At 69.3% G+C, this 18988-nt stretch carries 19 protein-coding genes and 1 pseudogene; 16 read left to right on the forward strand and 4 right to left on the reverse strand.

Translation table 11 applies throughout. The features are described from left to right. Nucleotides 1-255 precede the first annotated feature (255 nt). The 4 genes from lipB to JIX55_RS14765 all read left to right on the forward strand — a co-directional run bounded on the left by lipB (nucleotide 256) and on the right by JIX55_RS14765 (nucleotide 3628). Nucleotides 256-1047 carry a lipoyl(octanoyl) transferase LipB gene (lipB, locus tag JIX55_RS14750; RefSeq protein WP_257563769.1) on the forward strand — a complete coding sequence of 264 codons (792 nt, stop codon included), beginning with the start codon at nucleotides 256-258 and terminating at the stop codon, nucleotides 1045-1047. Between the two features lie 318 nt (nucleotides 1048-1365). Next, a complete protein-coding gene (gene lipA / locus JIX55_RS14755; RefSeq protein ID WP_257563770.1) occupies nucleotides 1366-2331 on the forward strand; it encodes a lipoyl synthase in 966 nt (321 codons plus the stop codon). A gap of 268 nt (nucleotides 2332-2599) precedes the next feature. Next, the gene (locus tag JIX55_RS14760) at nucleotides 2600-2803 is read left to right on the forward strand and encodes an SCO2195 family GlnR-regulated protein (protein WP_257546263.1); all 204 of its coding nucleotides are present in this window, start codon (nucleotides 2600-2602) and stop codon (nucleotides 2801-2803) included. Between the two features lie 123 nt (nucleotides 2804-2926). After that, nucleotides 2927-3628 carry a DUF4191 domain-containing protein gene (locus tag JIX55_RS14765; protein ID WP_257563771.1) on the forward strand — a complete coding sequence of 234 codons (702 nt, stop codon included), beginning with the start codon at nucleotides 2927-2929 and terminating at the stop codon, nucleotides 3626-3628. Nucleotides 3629-3718: 90 nt separating this feature from the next. On the opposite strand, the gene JIX55_RS14770 is transcribed toward JIX55_RS14765, so the two are convergent. After that, on the reverse strand, nucleotides 3719-4186 hold the full coding sequence (locus JIX55_RS14770) for an RDD family protein (protein ID WP_257563772.1): 468 nt from the start codon (nucleotides 4184-4186) through the stop codon (nucleotides 3719-3721). A 197-nt stretch (nucleotides 4187-4383) separates the two neighbouring features. Between JIX55_RS14770 and glnA the strand changes: the two genes are divergently transcribed. The 4 genes from glnA to pspAB all read left to right on the forward strand — a co-directional run bounded on the left by glnA (nucleotide 4384) and on the right by pspAB (nucleotide 7805). Continuing rightward, complete coding sequence (gene glnA, locus JIX55_RS14775; protein ID WP_257563773.1) at nucleotides 4384-5793, forward strand: type I glutamate--ammonia ligase; 1410 nt, start codon at nucleotides 4384-4386, stop codon at nucleotides 5791-5793. Nucleotides 5794-5933: 140 nt separating this feature from the next. Then, nucleotides 5934-6191 (forward strand): SCO2583/SCO2584 N-terminal domain-containing protein, encoded by a 258-nt coding sequence (locus tag JIX55_RS14780; protein WP_257563774.1) that lies wholly within the window; start codon nucleotides 5934-5936, stop codon nucleotides 6189-6191. 72 nt (nucleotides 6192-6263) lie between these two features. Then, the gene (gene htpX, locus JIX55_RS14785; protein WP_257563775.1) at nucleotides 6264-7187 is read left to right on the forward strand and encodes a zinc metalloprotease HtpX; all 924 of its coding nucleotides are present in this window, start codon (nucleotides 6264-6266) and stop codon (nucleotides 7185-7187) included. Between the two features lie 6 nt (nucleotides 7188-7193). Further along, nucleotides 7194-7805 (forward strand): PspA-associated protein PspAB, encoded by a 612-nt coding sequence (gene pspAB / locus JIX55_RS14790; RefSeq protein WP_257563776.1) that lies wholly within the window; start codon nucleotides 7194-7196, stop codon nucleotides 7803-7805. 104 nt (nucleotides 7806-7909) lie between these two features. Here pspAB and JIX55_RS14795 read toward each other — a convergent pair whose 3' ends face one another. Further along, entirely contained in the window at nucleotides 7910-8203 is a 294-nt protein-coding gene (locus JIX55_RS14795; RefSeq protein ID WP_257563777.1) for a hypothetical protein, read from the reverse strand. Between the two features lie 237 nt (nucleotides 8204-8440). Between JIX55_RS14795 and JIX55_RS14800 the strand changes: the two are divergent. Next, nucleotides 8441-9495 (forward strand): annotated as a pseudogene (locus JIX55_RS14800) (phosphotransferase family protein). A gap of 350 nt (nucleotides 9496-9845) precedes the next feature. Here the strand turns inward: JIX55_RS14800 and JIX55_RS14805 are convergent. Then, nucleotides 9846-10493, reverse strand: coding sequence for a DUF4360 domain-containing protein (locus JIX55_RS14805; protein WP_257563778.1), 648 nt, complete (start codon nucleotides 10491-10493; stop codon nucleotides 9846-9848). A 256-nt stretch (nucleotides 10494-10749) separates the two neighbouring features. Beyond that, a complete protein-coding gene (locus JIX55_RS14810) occupies nucleotides 10750-11064 on the reverse strand; it encodes a hypothetical protein (RefSeq protein WP_257563779.1) in 315 nt (104 codons plus the stop codon). A gap of 175 nt (nucleotides 11065-11239) precedes the next feature. On the opposite strand from JIX55_RS14810, the gene JIX55_RS14815 reads away from it, so the two are divergent. From JIX55_RS14815 to JIX55_RS14845, 7 genes are all read left to right on the forward strand, one after another. Then, on the forward strand, nucleotides 11240-11599 hold the full coding sequence (locus JIX55_RS14815) for an arsenate reductase family protein (RefSeq protein WP_257563780.1): 360 nt from the start codon (nucleotides 11240-11242) through the stop codon (nucleotides 11597-11599). Between the two features lie 121 nt (nucleotides 11600-11720). Further along, on the forward strand, nucleotides 11721-12404 hold the full coding sequence (locus JIX55_RS14820; protein WP_257563781.1) for a septal ring lytic transglycosylase RlpA family protein: 684 nt from the start codon (nucleotides 11721-11723) through the stop codon (nucleotides 12402-12404). 424 nt (nucleotides 12405-12828) lie between these two features. After that, complete coding sequence (gene glnII / locus JIX55_RS14825; RefSeq protein WP_257563782.1) at nucleotides 12829-13857, forward strand: glutamine synthetase; 1029 nt, start codon at nucleotides 12829-12831, stop codon at nucleotides 13855-13857. A gap of 98 nt (nucleotides 13858-13955) precedes the next feature. Further along, complete coding sequence (locus JIX55_RS14830) at nucleotides 13956-14924, forward strand: DUF6891 domain-containing protein (protein ID WP_257563783.1); 969 nt, start codon at nucleotides 13956-13958, stop codon at nucleotides 14922-14924. 333 nt (nucleotides 14925-15257) lie between these two features. After that, a complete protein-coding gene (locus JIX55_RS14835; RefSeq protein WP_257563784.1) occupies nucleotides 15258-15887 on the forward strand; it encodes a winged helix-turn-helix domain-containing protein in 630 nt (209 codons plus the stop codon). A 153-nt stretch (nucleotides 15888-16040) separates the two neighbouring features. Continuing rightward, the gene (locus JIX55_RS14840; RefSeq protein ID WP_257563785.1) at nucleotides 16041-17063 is read left to right on the forward strand and encodes an SDR family oxidoreductase; all 1023 of its coding nucleotides are present in this window, start codon (nucleotides 16041-16043) and stop codon (nucleotides 17061-17063) included. A 277-nt stretch (nucleotides 17064-17340) separates the two neighbouring features. Then, entirely contained in the window at nucleotides 17341-18918 is a 1578-nt protein-coding gene (locus JIX55_RS14845; protein WP_257563786.1) for a DUF1996 domain-containing protein, read from the forward strand. Nucleotides 18919-18988: the final 70 nt, after the last annotated feature.

Here is an 18988-nt window from a genome sequence, read left to right on the forward strand (position 1 = left end):
CATCCATTCATCCGATCGTGTGAGGATTCATTGCACGGCTGACGGGGTCGGCCTCCGACGTGCGCCGGCTGGACCCCTCGTACGCCCGGCGGTCGCGGCGTACGCCGGACGCCGGACCCAGGTGCCGGACGGGGGTCCGGACACCGCTCGAACGCCGCCCGGTCGTACGGTCGTACAGTGGCTTGGGCGCGTCAGGCGCCTGACAGAGCTATCGCGGTACCGCCGCCCGGCGTACCGCCGAGGGAGGCGCTTGCCGTGAGTGGGTTGCGGTTCGTCCGCATGGGGTTCGGCACGGAGGCCGTCGAGTACCAGGAGGCGTGGGACGAGCAGCGCCGGGTGCACGCGGCGCGCTTCGCCGACGAGATCGCCGACACCGTGCTGCTCCTGGAGCACCCGCCGGTCTACACGGCCGGTCGGCGCACGGCCGACAACGAGCGCCCCCTCGACGGCACCCCCGTCATCGACGTCGACCGCGGCGGCAAGATCACCTGGCACGGCCCCGGCCAGCTGGTGGGCTACCCGATCCAGAAGCTTCCCCGCCCGGTCGACGTGGTCGCCCACGTGCGGCGTCTCGAAGAGGCCCTGATCCGCACGTGCACGGAGTTCGGCCTGGAGACCAGCCGGGTCGAGGGCCGCAGTGGCGTATGGGTGCTCGGCGACCCGGTCGAGCAGCGGCTCGGCGGGCTCTCGCTGGACCTCGACCCCCGGATGGCCGACGACGAGTTCGACCCGCGGATGAACGGGCCGGAGTACGCGCCCTCCAACGCCGGGCAGCGGCGCGAGGACCGCAAGGTCGCCGCGATCGGGATCCGGGTGGCGAAGGGCGTCACCATGCACGGCTTCGCGCTCAACGTGAACCCGGACAACAAGTGGTTCGACCGGATCATCCCCTGCGGCATCCGTGACGCCGGCGTCGCCTCCCTGGCGAATGAGCTGGGCCGTGACATCGACATCGCGGAGGTCCTGCCGGTCGTCGAGCGGCATCTGCGGGATGTGCTGGAGGACGCGGAACTGAAGCCGCGGGTGGTGGAACGGGCGTCGGCGTAGTTCGCGGCAGGGGTGGGAGTTCGGGTGCGTCGGCGAGTGCGGGTGGTTCGTGGTCACTCGCGCAGTTCTCCGCGCCCCTGAAAGATCAGGCCCTGCGGGCCTGAAACGCACGGGGCGCAGCCCAATGCTCTTCAGGGGCGCGGGGAACTGCGCGAGAAGCCCCACCGACCCGCACCCGCCATCGCACCCGACCCCCGAGCTCTCCCGCGCCCCGCAGGGGAATGCCACCCCGATGCCGAAGGTTGCCCACCCCGGAGACCGAGAACCGCACGGGCGTACCCTGGTGTACGCCGAAGAATCGAAGCACAGGGAGCCGATGTGTCCGCAGTCGCACCCGACGGACGCAAGATGCTGCGCCTGGAGGTCCGGAACAGCCAGACCCCCATCGAGCGCAAGCCCGAGTGGATCAAGACCCGGGCGAAAATGGGCCCCGAGTACACGAAGATGCAGAGCCTCGTGAAGAGCGAGGGCCTGCACACGGTCTGCCAGGAGGCGGGCTGCCCCAACATCTACGAGTGCTGGGAAGACCGCGAGGCCACGTTCCTCATCGGCGGCGACCAGTGCACCCGCCGCTGCGACTTCTGCCAGATCGACACCGGCAAGCCCGAGGCGCTGGACCGCGACGAGCCCCGCCGCGTCGGCGAGTCCGTGGTCACCATGGACCTGAACTACGCCACCATCACCGGCGTCGCCCGTGACGACCTCCCCGACGGCGGTGCCTGGCTGTACGCCGAGACGGTCCGGCAGATCCACGAGCAGACGGCTCGGCGCGAGGCCGGCCAGACCAAGGTCGAGCTCCTCGCGCCCGACTTCAACGCGGTCCCCGAGCTGCTTCAGGAGGTCTTCGCCTCCCGCCCCGAGGTCTTCGCGCACAACGTCGAGACGGTCCCCCGGATCTTCAAGCGCATCCGCCCCGGCTTCCGCTACGAGCGCTCCCTGAAGGTCATCACCGACGCCCGCGACTACGGTCTGGTCACGAAGTCGAACCTCATCCTCGGCATGGGCGAGACCCGCGAGGAGGTCAGCGAGGCGCTGCGGCAGCTGCACGACGCAGGCTGCGAGCTGGTCACCATCACCCAGTACCTGCGCCCGAGCGTCCGCCACCACCCCGTGGAGCGCTGGGTCAAGCCGCAGGAGTTCGTCGAACTGAAGCAGGAGGCCGACGAGATCGGCTTCTCCGGCGTGATGTCCGGCCCGCTCGTCCGCTCCTCGTACCGGGCCGGCCGGCTGTACCAGATGGCCATCGAGAAGCGTGGTTCGTACGTCGCCTCGCAGGCTGTCTGACTCTCCGCCATATGGCACGGAGTGCCACCCGACCGTGTGAATCTGGGCACAAGAAGCTACTTGCCGGTAATGGCCGATCGGCCGCGGTCCTGACCGTCCCCGCAGATGGGGGCGCTGTCAGGGCCGCGTCGGGGTTTAAGGGCCTCGCATCAAGGCTTCATTGGCGTTTGACCGGTCGGTCACGCCCTGGTAACACCAATCAGTGACCCTGGTTTCACACCCGGTACAGGGTCCTAGCCAGAGCACCCATCCCGAGGGGGACCTCATCATGCAGGCCGCGCCCGTCCGCGCCACAGCGATCCCGTCGTTCACCGATGCACTCCGTGCCGTCGAGTCCCTGCTCATGAGCAGCGGTCAGCGCACCGCCCGTCGCAACGCCTGGACCTCCGTCCTGGAGGACCGCCGCCGCGCCAAGGACCGTGTCGAGACCGAGCGCGTCCTCGAAGAGGCCGTCGCTTCCCGTACGTCGTAACCACCGCCGCTCCACGCCGGCACCGCCGCCGCCCGGCGCCGCTTCCCCAGCGCTGCCGCCGGTCTCCGGTCCCCACCGGCACCGCCGTCGTCCTCGCTTCCCCGGACACGTAGACTTCGTGCCATGGCGAGGAAGGAAACCGCAGCGGACGCTGCGAACCCCGGGCGACTCAAGCAGATCGCTCTTACGTACAAGATGACCCGCAGGGCCGACAAGAAGATCGGTCTTGTACTCGCGGCTGTCGGAATCATCACCTTCGGTGTCTTCCTCGCGATCGGTTTCTTGATCGGTTACCCCATCTATCTGGGCATTCTCGGCCTCCTGCTCGCCTTCCTCGCGACGGCGATCGTCTTCGGACGGCGAGCCGAGCGGGCCGCGTTCGGGCAGATGGAGGGCCAGCCGGGCGCCGCCGCGGCGGTGCTGGACAACGTGGGCCGTGGCTGGACCACGACGCCCGCGGTGGCGATGAACCGCAGCCAGGACGTGGTGCACCGGGCCGTCGGCAAGGCCGGCATCGTCCTGGTCGCCGAGGGCAACCCGAACCGTGTGAAGAGCCTGCTGGCCGCCGAGAAGCGGAAGATGGCCCGCATCGTGGCGGACGTGCCGGTGCACGACCTGCTCGTGGGCACCGGCGAGGGCCAGATCGAGCTGAAGAAGCTCCGCACGACGATGCTCAAGCTGCCGCGTGTCCTCTCCGGCCCCCAGGTGACCGCCACCAACGACCGGCTCCGCGCGATGGGCGACCTGATGAGCAACATGCCGCTCCCCAAGGGCCCGATGCCCAAGGGCATGCGCATGCCGAGGGGCGGCCCGAAGGCCCGCTGAACTCCCTGCTCGTACGACGACTCGTACGACGAAGGGGGCGCCCGGATCACACCGGGCGCCCCCTTCGTCGTACCAGCGGCCGTACCGCCGTCAGATGCGGACTTCCACCGTGCGCGCCAGCCGGTCGTGCAGGCCCCGGCCGTCGCGGTCCCAGACCAGGGCGGGGATGGCCAGGCACAGCAGGACCGTGCGGACGGCTGCGCGCCAGGGGTTCACCGCGCCGGTGTCCTGGGCGACGACGCGGAGGCCGAAGAGGCGCTTACCCGGGGTGAAGCCGGCCGTGCCGAGGGTGAGGACGTGGAGCAGGAAGAAGATGAGCAGGGCCCAGTTGCTGGTGACCTGGTCGTAGCCGTCGGTGATCAGGCCGTATGCGATCAAGAGGCAGACACCCCAGTCGACGGCGAGGGCGCCGAGGCGCCGTCCGGGACGGGCGAGGGAGCCCGGTCCCTCCTCCGGCAGACCGAGCTGCTCTCCCCTGTATCCGAAGTCGACTCCGGCTTCCTCCGCGGCCGCGCGGGGGCCGGAGAGCCACGATCCGATTGCTTGCCTCTTGTCCACGCGCCCACCGTACTGCGACCGTTCTGCCATACGGACAGGTGGGGTGCGGGGCGGGATGTCCGGTTAACTTGTGCGAAACAAATGGGTCACGTATGAGAAATCACGCGTACCTAGTGTCGACGACAGCGTGTGCCACCGCACTGGCAGCACGAACGAACTACCACCCCGGCGGGACGGTCGGGAGTAGGAGGAGCTGGATGTTCCAGAACGCCGACGAGGCCAAGAAGTTCATCGCGGACGAGGACGTCAAGTTCGTCGACGTCCGCTTCTGCGACCTGCCGGGTGTGATGCAGCACTTCACGATCCCGGCCGAGGCCTTCGACCCGGCCGAGGAGCTGGCCTTCGACGGTTCCTCGATCCGCGGCTTCCAGGCCATCCACGAGTCCGACATGGCGCTCCGCGCCGACCTGTCCACCGCGCGCGTCGACCCGTTCCGCCGTGACAAGACGGTCAATGTCAACTTCTTCATCCACGACCCGATCACGGGCGAGCAGTACTCCCGTGACCCGCGGAACGTGGCGAAGAAGGCCGAGGCCTACCTCGCCTCCACCGGTATCGCCGACACCGCGTACTTCGGCCCCGAGGCCGAGTTCTACGTCTTCGACAGCGTGCGCTTCAAGACCGCCGAGAACGAGGCGTACTACCACATCGACTCGGAGGCGGGTGCCTGGAACACGGGCGCGCTGGAGGACAACCGCGGTTACAAGGTCCGTTACAAGGGCGGTTACTTCCCGGCCCCGCCGGTCGACCACTTCGCCGACCTGCGTGCCGAGATCTCCCTGGAGCTGGCCGCCTCCGGCCTCCAGGTCGAGCGCCAGCACCACGAGGTGGGCACCGCCGGCCAGGCCGAGATCAACTACAAGTTCAACACGCTGCTCGCCGCGGCCGACGACCTCCAGCTCTTCAAGTACATCGTGAAGAACGTGGCCTGGCGCAACGGCAAGACCGCGACCTTCATGCCGAAGCCGATCTTCGGTGACAACGGCTCGGGCATGCACGTCCACCAGTCCCTGTGGACGGGCGGCACCCCGCTCTTCTACGACGAGGCCGGTTACGCGGGCCTGTCGGACACCGCCCGCTACTACATCGGCGGCATCCTCAAGCACGCCCCGTCGCTGCTGGCCTTCACCAACCCGACGGTGAACTCGTACCACCGTCTGGTCCCGGGCTTCGAGGCTCCGGTGAACCTGGTGTACTCGCAGCGCAACCGCTCCGCCGCCATGCGTATCCCGATCACCGGTTCGAACCCGAAGGCCAAGCGCGTCGAGTTCCGTGCGCCCGACTCCTCCGGCAACCCGTACCTGGCCTTCTCGGCCCTGCTGCTCGCGGGCCTCGACGGCATCAAGAACAAGATCGAGCCGGCCGAGCCGATCGACAAGGACCTCTACGAGCTCGCCCCCGAGGAGCACGCGGGCGTCCCGCAGGTCCCGACCTCCCTCCCGGCCGTCCTCGACTCGCTCGAGCGCGACCACGAGTTCCTCCTCCAGGGCGACGTCTTCACGCCGGACCTGATCGAGACGTGGATCGACTACAAGCGCACCAACGAGATCGCCCCGCTGCAGCTGCGTCCGCACCCGCACGAGTTCGAGCTGTACTTCGACGTGTGATCGAGCCCGCGCTCCACGCGTGAGGTGTTGATCGGCCGCTGAGCCGTTCGCCGGCGCCCCCGTTCCCGTTTCTCGGGACGGGGGCGTCGTCGTATGGTTCTGGCACGACTGTTCGAGAGAGATGACGGGGAGACACGGGGATGCCCGAACAGGACGACAACGAGCGCGAGTTCGACATCAAGTGGGCGGACAACGCCGAGCACAAGGAGCCCTCCGCGCGGGCCCGGATGCTGGCCGCGCGCTGGAAGGAGAACCCGCCCTCGCCCCAGCCCTTCCGCGCCGATCCCGGCCCGGTCGCGCCGCGCCGGTCGTCGTGGGTGTCGACGGTGATCGTCTTCGGCTGTGTGGCGGGGCTGATCCTGCTGATCGGGTACATCAACTATCGGTCGTCGTACTGACGGCCCCATGCCGTTGCCCGGGCGCACAATGGAAGGCGGGACGGGTGCCTGCCTGAGTGCGGGGTGGTACGGATGTCGAACCGGTTCCGGAGCGATCCCCGGCTGACCGTGCGGATGACAGTCACGCTGTTTCTGCTCGGGTTGTTGTATGTGCTGTTCGTGGCCGTGCTGATCGCGCTGCTGAAGTCCTGGGTGCTGGTCGTGGTGCTCGCGGCGGGGCTGCTGGGCGCGCAGTACTGGTTCTCCGACCGGGTCGCCCTGTACGCCATGCGTGGGCGTCTGGTGGAGCGCGAGGAGTATCCGCGACTGCACGGGGTCGTGGACCGGCTGTGCGCGGTCGCGGACATGCCGAAGCCACGGGTCGCGGTGGCGGACATGGAGATGCCGAACGCCTTCGCGACCGGGCGGAACGCCGATCACGCGGTGGTGTGCGTGACGACCGGGCTGCTGAGGCGGCTGGAGCCGGACGAGCTGGAGGGTGTGCTCGCCCACGAGCTGTCTCATGTGGCGCACCGCGATGTCGCCGTCATGACGGTCGCCTCGTTCCTCGGGGTGATCGCCGGGCTCGTCGTACGGTTCGCGTTCTACTCGCACATGTTCGGCGGGCGGCGGGACCAGAACACCGCCGTCGTCTTCAGTGTGATCATGGGCGTCTCCGCCGCCGTGTACGTGCTGAGCTTCCTGCTGATCCGGGTGCTGTCCCGGTATCGGGAGCTGGCCGCGGACCGGGCGGGCGCCCTGCTCACCGGGCGGCCCTCGGCGCTCGCCTCCGCCCTCACCAAGGTCACCGGGGACATCGCGCGTATCCCGACCCGGGACCTGCGGGCCTCGCAGGCCTTCAACGCCTTCTATTTCACCCCGGCGCTCGGCGGTCGGCCGTATCTGTCCCGCTTCTTCGCCACCCATCCGCCGCTGGAGCAGCGGCTCGACCAACTGGGCCGTATCTCGGCGGAGCTGGGTGAGGCCTCCGCACCGGGATCCGGGAAGGCGGGCTGAGCGGACATGGGGCTCCTGGACATCATCCTCGGCCGTACGAAGCCGGTCGCACCCGACCTCGACCAGCTCTTCGCCCTGCCCTCGGCCGCGGTCACGCTGGAGGCTGCCGTCTCCCTGATCCCGACCGGCACGGGCGCGGTGTGCTTCGCGACCGTCGAGGGCGCGGCCTTCGACGACGTACGACGGGAGGTACGCGCCCTGCTCGACGCGGACGCTGGGCGGACCGGACCGCCCGTCGAGATCGAGCGGGACGAGTACGGCTATTCGTGGCTGGTCTCCCGGCGGGATCCGCGGGACCTGCCCGCGCTGGTCAGCGATCTGCACGCGGTCAACAGCGCCTTGGAGAGCGACGGGTTCGGGCCGCAGCTGCTGTGCTCGGTGGTCGGCTTCCGGGGAGACGCGGGCGGAGACAGAGAGGGAGAGGGTGTCGGCGGTCGGCTGGGGCTCGTCTATCTCTACAAGCGCGGGACGTTCTATCCCTTCGCGCCGCTGCCGGGTGCGGGGCTGCGGCGTGACAGCGCGCTGGAGCTGCGGATCCGGGCCGTGCTCGGGGACGATCTGCGGATCGAGCCCGAGCTGAGCCGGTGGTTCCCGATCTGGGGTGCCCCGGGGCTGTGACCGGCCCCGGGGCACCCCTGCCCGCTTGCTCTCTACGTCATCTGCATCGTGTGCATCGTGTGCTCCCTCAGCATCGTCTGCTTCCGCTGCATCGCGCGCTTCCGCTACTTCTTGCTCCCGTCGCGATCCTGCCGACGGGTCTGTAACGGCCGTTCGCGGCGGTAGCGGCGCTCCCACTTCGCCTGCTGGTCACGGCGATCGCGGTACGCGCGGTAGGAAGCGGGTTGGGCCGAGCCGCCGCCCGACGGGGAGCCGGACGAGGACGCCGCCGAGCCTCCCCCCGTGCGGCCGTAGCGGACGTACAGGTAGAGCAGGGCGACTGCGGCGAGCCAGAGGACTTGGTTGGAGAAACCCAGGACGACCAGAACCGCGGTCGCCGAGAGGATCAAGGTGCCCATGACGGGACTCCTTGGGGCGTGGCGTGGGTGATGACTGTGTCTGGACCGGATGCGTGCCTGTCCCGACGGGGCGCTGGGGTGAGGGCGACCGTCCGTCGGTGCGTAGAAGAGTAGCCCCGGGACCGGAAAGTGATGCCCGTCCTGCGCGGGCACGGTCCCCGGTGACTCCGCTGCGCGTATCCAGGATGCTGGTGGGACGGGTGCGCGGGCATCCCATTTATCGGGGAAGCTGGCCGCATGGGATTCGAGGATCAGGAGTGGGCGGCAACCCGGGCCTGGGTGGACAAGCAGCTCCCGGAAGGCCGCAGGGTACTGAACTGGTCGACTCTGCACGGCGGTTGGACCTCGGAGATGCGCCGACTGACACTCGACGACGGGACGGGACTCGTCCTGCGGTCGTTCGTGAAACCGTTCTTCCGGCTGCACGCTCCCGGCCTGTTGAACCGGGAAGCCACGATCCTCACGCTGCTCGCGTCGTACGACGACATCCCCGCAGCGCGTCTGCACGCCGTCGACCCGACCGCCGAACTCACCGACCATCCCTCGCTGTTGATGTCCCTGCTGCCGGGATCGGTGCGGGTGGCGGAGGACGCGGACGTGGACGCTCGGCTGGACCTGCTGGCCGGGCAGCTCGCCCGGATCCACGCGGTCGTACCGGGCGGGAAGGAGCGGCCTCGTACGTATCAGGCCCCTGGACCTCGCCGGAGCGGGCCAGTACGCCCGGGGGCCCGTTGTGGGAGCGGGCCGTGGATGCGATCCGGCGGGAGGCGCCGGCGTACGAAGGGTGTTTCCTGCACCGGGACTTCCATCCGGGGAACGTCCTGTTCACGGGCGCGGACACGGGCGCGGACACGGGCGCGGGCTCGGACGGGGGCGCGGGCTCGGACGGGGGCGCGGGCTCGGGTAAGGGCTCGGGCTCGGGTGAGGGTCTGCGGATCAGCGGGGTCGTGGACTGGGTGGAGACCTCGTGGGGGCCGGCGGACCTCGATGTCGCGCTCCCCCACTGCCTTAAGGGCGTGGGAGGTGCCCCCAGCTCGACCGCGCTGGCGCTGCTGTACGGGGCGGAGTACGGGTTCGGGTTCCGTGAGCGGTACGAGGCGCGAGGTGGGCGCGAACTGGCCCGGCATCAGGACCACTTGTACTGGCGGCTGCTGGACGCGCTCGCCTACGCGCCCGACGCGGAGAAGGTCGCGGTGCCCTGGCGGGAGCTGGGGCGGACGGATCTGACGCCGGAGGTGCTGGGGGCGCGACTGGAGGCGTATGTGGGCGGGGTGTTGGAGCGGTACGCGTAGCCACGCGTCACACCCCCGGCCTCGTCGTCACCACCCCCGGCGCATGCCCGGAAATCGCCTGGCGGCTGCTGGACACGGAAGGTGGGTTCGGTTGTGGGGCGGGTGCGGGTGCGGGTCCTGTGTGGTTGCTCGCGCAGTTCCCCGCACCCGCCCCTTGAGCATGGGGTGCCCCCGGGTCTTTCAGGGGCGCGGGGAACTGCGCGACCAGCCCCGCCCACCCGCGGACAACGAACCCGGCGAACGGGGGTCTGGAGGCGCAGCCCCCGGCGAGACCCCTGGCGAGGCCCCCGGCGAGGCCCGCATCAGTGCCGGGTGCCAAAAAACCCAAGAGGGCACCCGGCACCTTCGGCTCACTCGGAGGGACACTCCTTCCACGCCAAGTGATAGATCGTGCTGATGTCACCGTCCGTCGAGTCCATGGTCATGAAACTCGTGCTGTTCGCCGCCGACGTCCCCTTGTTCACGCGCAGCTCGGTGTTGATGTTGAAGTTGCGCTCGACTCCGCAGGGCGCCCAGACCAGTTGGGCCCACTCGGTCTCGTCCGTGGCCTGCCAGTTGTCCTCGTAGGGGCCGTTGAACGCGTGCGTTCTGGAGGCCGTGTCCGGGGAGCCCTGGAAGTAGTACGAGGCCTTCTCGGTGCCGCTCGCGCCGCGCTGGAGCGAGGCGAAGCCGCGGTAGTCGACGCTGGCGATGGCGTAGGTGAAGCCGCCCGGCACGTGGACGATCAGGTTGAGCTGGCAGTTCTTGCGGAACGCGGTGGATGGGGCGCCGCCGCCGACCTGGGCGAGGTAGTCGCTGTAGGTCACCGTGAACGCGGTGTTGTCCGGCGAGACGGCGACCGCGGCGGTGCCCTGCGGACAGCCGGAGCCGTTCACCGTGGCGACCTTGATGACGATCTTGTCCGGGGGCGGGTCCTCGAAGGGGGAATCGGCGTGCGCGGGAAGCGCGCTGGCGCAGAGGGCGGCAACCGCGCCGCCCAGCAGGAGACCACGAACCATGGGGGGTTCTCCAATCAGGGTCATGTACATGCCAATAGGCATGCACGAGGTCCCCTCACTCTGTGAAAGAGCTGTGAAGACCGAGGGGCGACCGCATCGTATGGACCCCCAGCGGGCACGGCTAGAGCGATCTCCGGCCAACCCTGGCGGCCGGAGATCGCCCATGCCCCGCCCCACCGGGCCACGCGAGCGCCCCGACGCACCGGTGCCGCCCACCCCGAGGAGTGGACGGCACCGGAAGAGCGGCCGGGCGGCTTCAGCGGCTGTAGCGCATCAGCGCCCGCACCATGTGGCACGTGGTGTCCGACGGCGGGTGCACACCGATGACCTCCGCCGTGCTCCGGATCGTCTCGTTGCGCGCCTGGTTCGGCGTGTGGACACCGGAGTCGAGCAGGGCGATCGCGAGGCGCATGGCCTTCAGACGCCGGTTGTGGGTGATGTACCAATCACGCGGACGGCCCGGCGGCAGCGTGTGCTTCACCACCGGCGCGTAGGGCAGGTCGAGCAGGACGGGACGCTGGGCGGTGGACTGGGTGGGCAGCGGCTTCGACTTCAGTGCGGCAGCGGGCACGGACATCCTCCTGTCGCGGTCTGGGCGCCGCCGGAATCCCCCGTCGACACCCTCGAACACTTCTTTTATTTTACTACCCCCCACTGACAATCGCCCCTGGCCAGAAGGGCTTTGAGGGGTCCTGTGACAGAGGTGCAACACGGGTTTTCGCGCGCTCTTGGCTACGGTGGGCGGCATGGAGATCTGGATCAATCCGGCCTGTTCCAAGTGCCGCAGCGCGATCAGCCTGCTCGACGCCGAGGGCGCCGACTACACCGTCCGCCGCTACCTGGAGGACGTCCCGAGCGAGGACGAGATCCGCGCCGTACTGGACCGGCTCGGACTCGAACCGTGGGACATCACGCGCACCCAGGAGGCCGTCGCCAAGGAACTCGGCCTCAAGGAGTGGGCCCGGGACGCCGATGCGCGCGACCGGTGGATCAAGGCGCTCGCCCAGCACCCGAAGCTCATCCAGCGGCCGATCATCACCGCGGACGACGGCACGGCGGTGGTGGCCCGCACGGACGAGGCGGTACGGGACGCCCTGGCCCGATAGCGCGGCGGTACGGGAACTTCTGTGTGGCGCGGGTTACTTGAGAGTTTCCTGTGACCGTTGAGTAACCTCGTTCGGGATCTCGTACGTACCGGCGTACACTCCCTAGCTCTCGGAGGCGCGCATGTCGCGTAGGAGAACGCTCGGCACGAAGAAGAAGGTCGCCCTGTTCGTGACCGCTGCGGCGGTGGCGGGAGGCGGGGCCTTCGCCATGGCGGCCACGTCGAACGCGGCACAGACCGCGGCGGAGTCCAGTGTCTGTCAGGGGCTGGCCACCGCGCTCGGCAACAACGAGCGGTTCATCGCGGACCAGAAGGCGAACCCCGACGCCCAGTCGGAGGCCCGGATCGCCAACCGCGAGGCGGTCGTCGCCCAGATCAAGGTCCAGCAGGAGGCGTCGGGTTGCGTCGTCGGGGAGTCGGCTCAGGGCTCTCAGGCCGCGCAGCCCGCACAGCCTTCCGCGCCGGCCACGGAGACCGGGGGCTCGGCTCAGGATCCCCAGGACGACGAGGCCGCGGGGAACGCGGGAGGCGCCGGTGACACGGGGAACGCCGGGGCCGGCGAGCAGGTCTGCGACGGCTCCACCGTCACCCTCTCCGGGGAGGGCGGCGCCCCGGCCGCGTCCAGCAACCAGTTCCCGGCCGGTACGAAGCTGAGGGTGACCAACCTGGACAACGACAAGTCCACGACCGTCGAGGTCACCTCGGTCTCCGGCAGCTGTGTCCTGCTGAACAACACCGCCTTCGAGGAGGTCCGGGAACCCGGCAAGTTCCTGATCCGCCGCGCGCTGATCGAGAAGGTGGGCTGACCCCGGCCTGGACGGCGGCGCGATCCCGCTCGATCGGGTGAGGTGAGCGAAGGCCGCCCGCCGTCCAGGACGGCCGTCAGGCAGTCGTACGGCCCTGCCGCTCTCAGTGGAGAGCGGCAGGGCCGACGTCATGCCCGACCGGTCGAACGCGGCGCTCCCGGTCAACCCCATCGCATACGAGGCGCTTCACGGGCGGGCCGCCGTGGGTCCGGCGGGCGTTCCAGAGGGGTGTGCGGATCTCTGCGTACCGCTCTCACCACGTGAGTCGCGCCACAGCGGCACCAGGTAACACGGGGTTCACATTCGAGCAATGACCGGGAAATCGCACGTTGACAGGCTGCCGGGCATCAGCGCGGCGTTTCAGTGCCGCAGCGCCGCAGCACCCGCACATGCGCCTAGTGACCCACCCCGAAGGATGAGGCCCGTGACCTTCAAGGCTGAGTACATCTGGATCGACGGCACCGAGCCGACGGCCAAGCTCCGTTCCAAGACGAAGATCCTCTCGGACGACGCCAAGGGTGCCGAGCTTCCGATCTGGGGCTTCGACGGGTCCTCCACGAACCAGGCCGAGGGGCACTCCTCGGACCGCGTGCTCCAGCCGGTCTTCTCCTGCCCGGACCCGATCCGTGGCGGCGACGACGTCCTCGTGCTCTGCGAGGTCCTCAACATCGACATGACGCCGCACGAGTCCAACACCCGTGCCGCGCTGCGCGAGGTCGCCGAGAAGTTCGCCGCGCAGGAGCCGATCTTCGGCATCGAGCAGGAGTACACGTTCTTCCAGGACGGCACCCCGCTCGGTTTCCCCAAGGGCGGCTTCCCGGCCCCCCAGGGCGGCTACTACTGCGGTGTCGGCGCCGACGAGATCTTCGGCCGTGACATCGTCGAGGCCCACCTGGAGAACTGCCTCGCGGCCGGCCTCGCCATCTCCGGCATCAACGCCGAGGTCATGCCCGGCCAGTGGGAGTTCCAGGTCGGCCCGGTCTCCCCGCTGGACGTCTCCGACCACCTGTGGGTGGCCCGCTGGCTGCTCTACCGCACCGCCGAGGACTTCGACGTCGCGGCCACCCTCGACCCCAAGCCGGCCAAGGGTGACTGGAACGGCGCCGGTGCGCACACCAACTTCTCCACGAAGGCGATGCGCGAGGGCTACGACGCGATCATCACCGCGTGCGAGTCGCTGGGCGAGGGCTCGAAGCCGCTCGACCACGTCAAGAACTACGGCGCCGGCATCGACGACCGCCTGACCGGTCTGCACGAGACCGCCCCGTGGAACGAGTACTCCTACGGTGTCTCCAACCGTGGCGCCTCGGTCCGTATCCCGTGGCAGGTCGAGAAGGACGGCAAGGGCTACATCGAGGACCGCCGTCCGAACGCCAACGTCGACCCGTACGTCGTGACGCGGCTGATCGTCGACACCTGCTGCACCGCTCTGGACAAGGCCGGCCAGGTCTGATCCACCCGGGCTCGCAGAGCCTGAGCTTCCGAGAGGGCGTCCACCGATTCCGGTGGGCGCCCTCCGGCGTTGTCAGTGGGGCATGCCATGGTGGGGGCATGAAGATCCACGGGGGCGACCCGGCCCGCACGAACGAGCCCGTCGGTACGGACGAGCTGGCCGTCAAGGTCGAGACGGAGAACTGGGAGAAGCACGCCCGGATTTCGGCGGAGCGGCTGCGTGAGCTGGTCTGCCGGATCGGGGACGAGGGCGACCGGTTCCTGGTCGTGCAGCGGATACCGGACGTCCCGGACGTCTTCGTCCAGGTCTGGCACGAACGGGGCAGCGGCGAGTACCAACTGGAGTACCGGGAGGGCCGCGACCGGTTCTTCGGGGCTGTTCTCACCGACCCGGAGCGGGTCGCCGCGGCCATGACCGGCTGGGCGCGGCGGACGGCGGGCTGGGAGACCGGGATCGACTGGACCCCGGTCGAGCACGACGCCCCCGAGGAGGTGCCGGAACTCCCGGACGAAGTACGGGAACAGGTCGAGGAGCGGGTACGCGAGCTGCTGCGCTGCGGATACGACGACCGCGCGCGGTTGAGCGAGGCCGCCGAGGAGTATCTGGTCGATGGCGACGACAGGCCCGTATCGCCCGCGCAGGCCCGGCAGCTCGTCGACCGGCTGTGGGTGGAGCGGCTCGCCGAACAGGAGACCTGGGAGGGAGTCACCGACCCCGAGCGGATCACCCGCGCCTTCGAGTCGCTCCAGACGGCCCACGGCATCACCGCCCGGGAGAACTTCACCTGCTGCCGCAACTGCGGTACGACCGAGATAGGCGCCGAAGGCTCGTCGGCCGCCCGTGGGTTCGTGTTCTTCCACTCGCAGTGCACCGAGGGCGCCGCCGCCGGGCACGGACTGATGCTGCTGTACGGCGGGTTCGACGAGTCCGCCGACACCACGGTGGCCGTGGGGCAGCAGGTCGTCGCGGCTCTCGCGGCGGAAGGTCTGTCCACGGAGTGGGACGGCGATCCCACCAGGGCCATCACCGTCACCCCGTTGAATTGGCGGAAACGTCTGGTCGGATGAGGTCGCGACCCGCCCGCGTACACGTCGAAGAATCGTCCAAGCAGTGAGAGAAGGCTCCTGTCACAGGCTTGTGTCTGCTTCAATGGGGCCATGGCCAGCCTCCAGAACCGACGCGCGACGGGTCGCCATGACCTCGAGCCGTTCTGGCCTTCCCGTCAGCACCACGACTTCGACCGGGTGTGTTGCCGCGCGATGAACGCGCCGGCCCTCTAAAGCCGTACACCCCGGTCTTCGGCCGGCGCGAAACGACGTACGTCCCTCGGCGGATCCGCTCACGAAATCGGTCGCCGAGGTCTCCCGGACGAACCTCTCGCGCGAAAGAGCTGACCTCTCATGGCGAACACCCGTTCTCTCTCGACCGCCGCCCCTCTCACCGCCGCGTCGGGCTCCGCCCCGGCCGTCGCCCCCTCGCCCGGCGCTTCACCCCGGCACCGACTGCGTGCCGTGGGCCGGGACGAGGTCGTCGACGTGACGGACTTCCTGCCGCCGGGCGCGACTTGGCTGCCCGCTCCCCAGCACACCCTGCCCACGCTGCCGGGCCGGCCGCCGATGGTCGGCTACCTGGTCCTGGTGCCGGCCGACCAGCAGCCGCCGGTGCTGCCGTTCGCGGTCGCGGGCGAGAAGCCGGGCGACCTCCCCGGGGCCGGCTCCGGTTCCGCCGCGGCCGGGGACGAGTTGGTCCGCGTCGACGCCGTGCAGCGCACCGCCGAGGTCGACGGGCGACCGCTCGACCTCACCTACCTGGAGTTCGAGCTGCTCGCCCATCTCGTCGCGCATCCGCACCGGGTGCACACCCGCGACCAGTTGGTCACCACCGTGTGGGGCTACGGGCACGTGGGCGACGGACGGACCGTCGACGTCCACATCGCCCGGCTGCGCCGCAAGCTCGGCGCGGAGTTCCGCCAGGCGATCCAGACGGTGCGGCGAGTCGGGTACAAGTACGCGCCGCCGCTGGGTCGTTGACGGTCGATCCGTTCGGGGCTTGGCCGATCCGCTCCCAGCGGATCCCCCGAGACACGCGGATCTCCTGAGACACGCGGATCTCCTGAGACACGCGGATCTCCTGAGAGCAGATTCCCGTTCCGTACCGGCCGCCCGGCGGGCAGAGTCGTCGGCATGAGACTTCTGATGCTGGGTGGTACGGAGTTCGTGGGCCGCGCCGTCGTGGAGTCGGCGCTGGCCCGCGGCTGGGAGGTGACCGTCTTCCACCGGGGACGGCACGAACCCCCGGCCGGGGTGCGGTCGTTGCTGGGCGACCGCACCGCACCGGACGGGCTCGCGGCGCTCGTCGACGCCTCCACCACCGTCTCCGCCTCCGGCGGGGGCGGGTGGGATGTCGTCGTCGACACCTGGTCGGCGGCGCCGCGAGCCGTTCGGGACACCGCGCGGCTGCTGGCCGGTGTGGCCGAGCGGTATGTGTATGTGTCGAGTTGCTCGGTGTACGCCTGGCCGCCGGCCGCCGGGTACGACGAGGGGTCGCCGCTGGTGGAGGGCGCGTCGGCCGACGCGGGGCAGACGGACTACGCCCTCGACAAGCGGGGCGGGGAGCTGGCCGCCATCGAGGCGTTCGGCACCGACCGCTCGCTTCTCGTGCGCTCCGGGCTGATTCTCGGGCCGTACGAGAACATCGGCCGTCTGCCCTGGTGGCTCACGCGCATCGCCCGGGGCGGACCCGTCCTCGCGCCCGGCCCTCGGGACCTCCCCCTCCAGTACATCGACGTCCGCGATCTCGCCTCCTGGGTTCTCGGCGCGGCGGAACGGGAGTTGAGCGGCGCCTACAACCTCGTCGGGCCGCCGGGCGTGACCACCATGGGCGAACTGCTCGACGCATGCGTGCGGGTGACCGGCGGGACGGCCGAACTCCGATGGACCGCATCGGAGTTGATTCTCGGCGCCGGCATCGAGCCGTGGACGCAGTTGCCGGTGTGGGTGCCTGAAGGAAGCGACCTCCATGACGCGTTGCACCGGGCGGATGTGTCGCGGGCCGTACGGGACGGACTCCGCTGCCGGGGCGTGGAGGAGACCGTACGGGACACGTGGGAGTGGCTGACGGCGCTCGGCGGGGTCGCCCCCCAGCGACCCGACCGGCCGGCGGTGGGACTGGACGCGGCGGTGGAGGCGAAGGTACTGGGTCTCTAGACGACAAATCGGTGTGCGGCGGCGGTTCTCGCGTATCTTGTGCCAGGGCCACCGAAACGCTCCCGTCACGGACTCCGCCGGGGACCCTCACCGCACACAGGCCGTAGGGGATCAACAACTCCCGGTGTTTCATGGGGTGTTGAAACCAGTTTGTCCCACGAATCTCTCATCAATTCATGAGTCGCCTGAACACTCCTGGGACTGCCCGCGTATGTGATGGAGCCGCTTCACTCCTGTCGGGCGCCTCGATGCCCCGCAAGGAAGTCAGAGGAGTTCCATGGGACGCAACACAAGGAAACGACGTTCGCCGCTGGCCGTTCGGGCCATTGCCGCATCCGCGGCGCTCGCGGTCGCGGGTGGCGGACTGGTCTGGGCGAACTTCTACGCCTCGGCCGGTGAGTCGGAGTCCACGCAGAACAGCACACTGGCCTCCGCGCAGGTGGCCACCATCGACTGCCCCGACGTCGGCCAGCAGCTGACGAGCGTGCCCGAGAAGGCGCGCGGCGGTGTCGCGAAGGAGCTGGCGCTCCTGGACCAGCAGATCACCGAGGCCTACAAGCGCCTGGCGGACACGCGCCAGGCCCAGGCGGGGGATGCCGGGTTCGTCAACAACGCCATTCTCAGCCCGCTGAAGTCCAAGCGAGTCGCCACCCTCGACCGGATCGGCATCAACATCCGGAACGCGGGCGGTCAGACCCCGCAGGGCATGGACCAGCTCGCCACCTGCCAGGGCGTCGTCGACGAGAACCAGACCAACGCCGGTGAGGGCCAGAACCAGGGCGGCGACGGCCAGAACCAGGACGGCGAAGGCCAGGACCAGAACCAGGACGGCGACGGCCAGAACCAGGGCGGCGACGGCCAGGACCAGGGCCAGGACAACGGCCAGGACCAAGGCCAGGACCAGGGCCAGGGTCAGGGCGGCAACGGTCCGGTCGCGGCCGACTTCCAGGACATCACGCAGGTTCAGCCGAACGGCGGCCCGCAGGGTGTGAACGGAAACGGTCTCGCCGCGAACGGTGACGGTGGTTCGACGGGTACCTTCACGACGAGCTGCGGCACCAACGAGAACGAGCTCCGCAACTCGGACAACGTGATCGTCGCCCCCGGCGTCAGCAACGGTGCCCAGCACCAGCACGACTACGTCGGCAACCAGAGCAACAACGCCTTCGCGAGCGACCAGGACCTGGCGAACGCCGACACCACCTGCCAGAACCAGGGTGACAAGTCGTCGTACTTCTGGCCGGTCATCCGTATCCAGGACGGTTCGGACGACATCGACGCCGGTCAGCCCGGTGGCGGTCAGGACGGCAACGTCGGCAAGATCGTCGAGCCCAGCCAGGCGGAGCTGAAGTTCGTGGGCAACAAGCAGGGCGATGTCGTCGCCATGCCGACGGCCCTGCGCATCATCACCGGTGACGCGAAGGCGTTCGTGAACGGCCTCGGCAACGCCAACACCAACTGGAGCTGCACCGGCTTCGAGGACCGCCAGCTGACGGACAAGTACCCGATCTGCCCCGAGGGCAGCTCCGTGGTGCGGACGTCCTTCTTCCAGAGCTGCTGGGACGGCCAGAACATCGACAGTGCCAACCACCGCACGCACGTCGACTTCGTCGAGCAGGACGGCAGCTGCTCCAACGGCTTCCAGGCCATCCCGCAGCTCCAGGTCCGCCTGGTCTACGACGTACCGGCCCCGCAGATCGAGAACGGGCAGCTCGTGAACCCGTTCGCGATCGACTCCTTCCCGGAGAACCTGCACAAGCCGATCACCGACCACAACGACTTCATCAACTTCTTCGACGAGAACACGATGAACCAGGTGGTCGACTGCATCAACAGCGGCCAGGACTGCCAGTAGTCCTGAAGCAGTAACGCGGTAACGAGGAAGCCGGCGGTGGGATCTCCCACCGCCGGCTTTCGTCTGCCCC

Origin of the sequence: Streptomyces sp. DSM 40750 (genome assembly GCF_024612035.1) — a bacterium.
GTDB lineage: Bacteria > Actinomycetota > Actinomycetes > Streptomycetales > Streptomycetaceae > Streptomyces.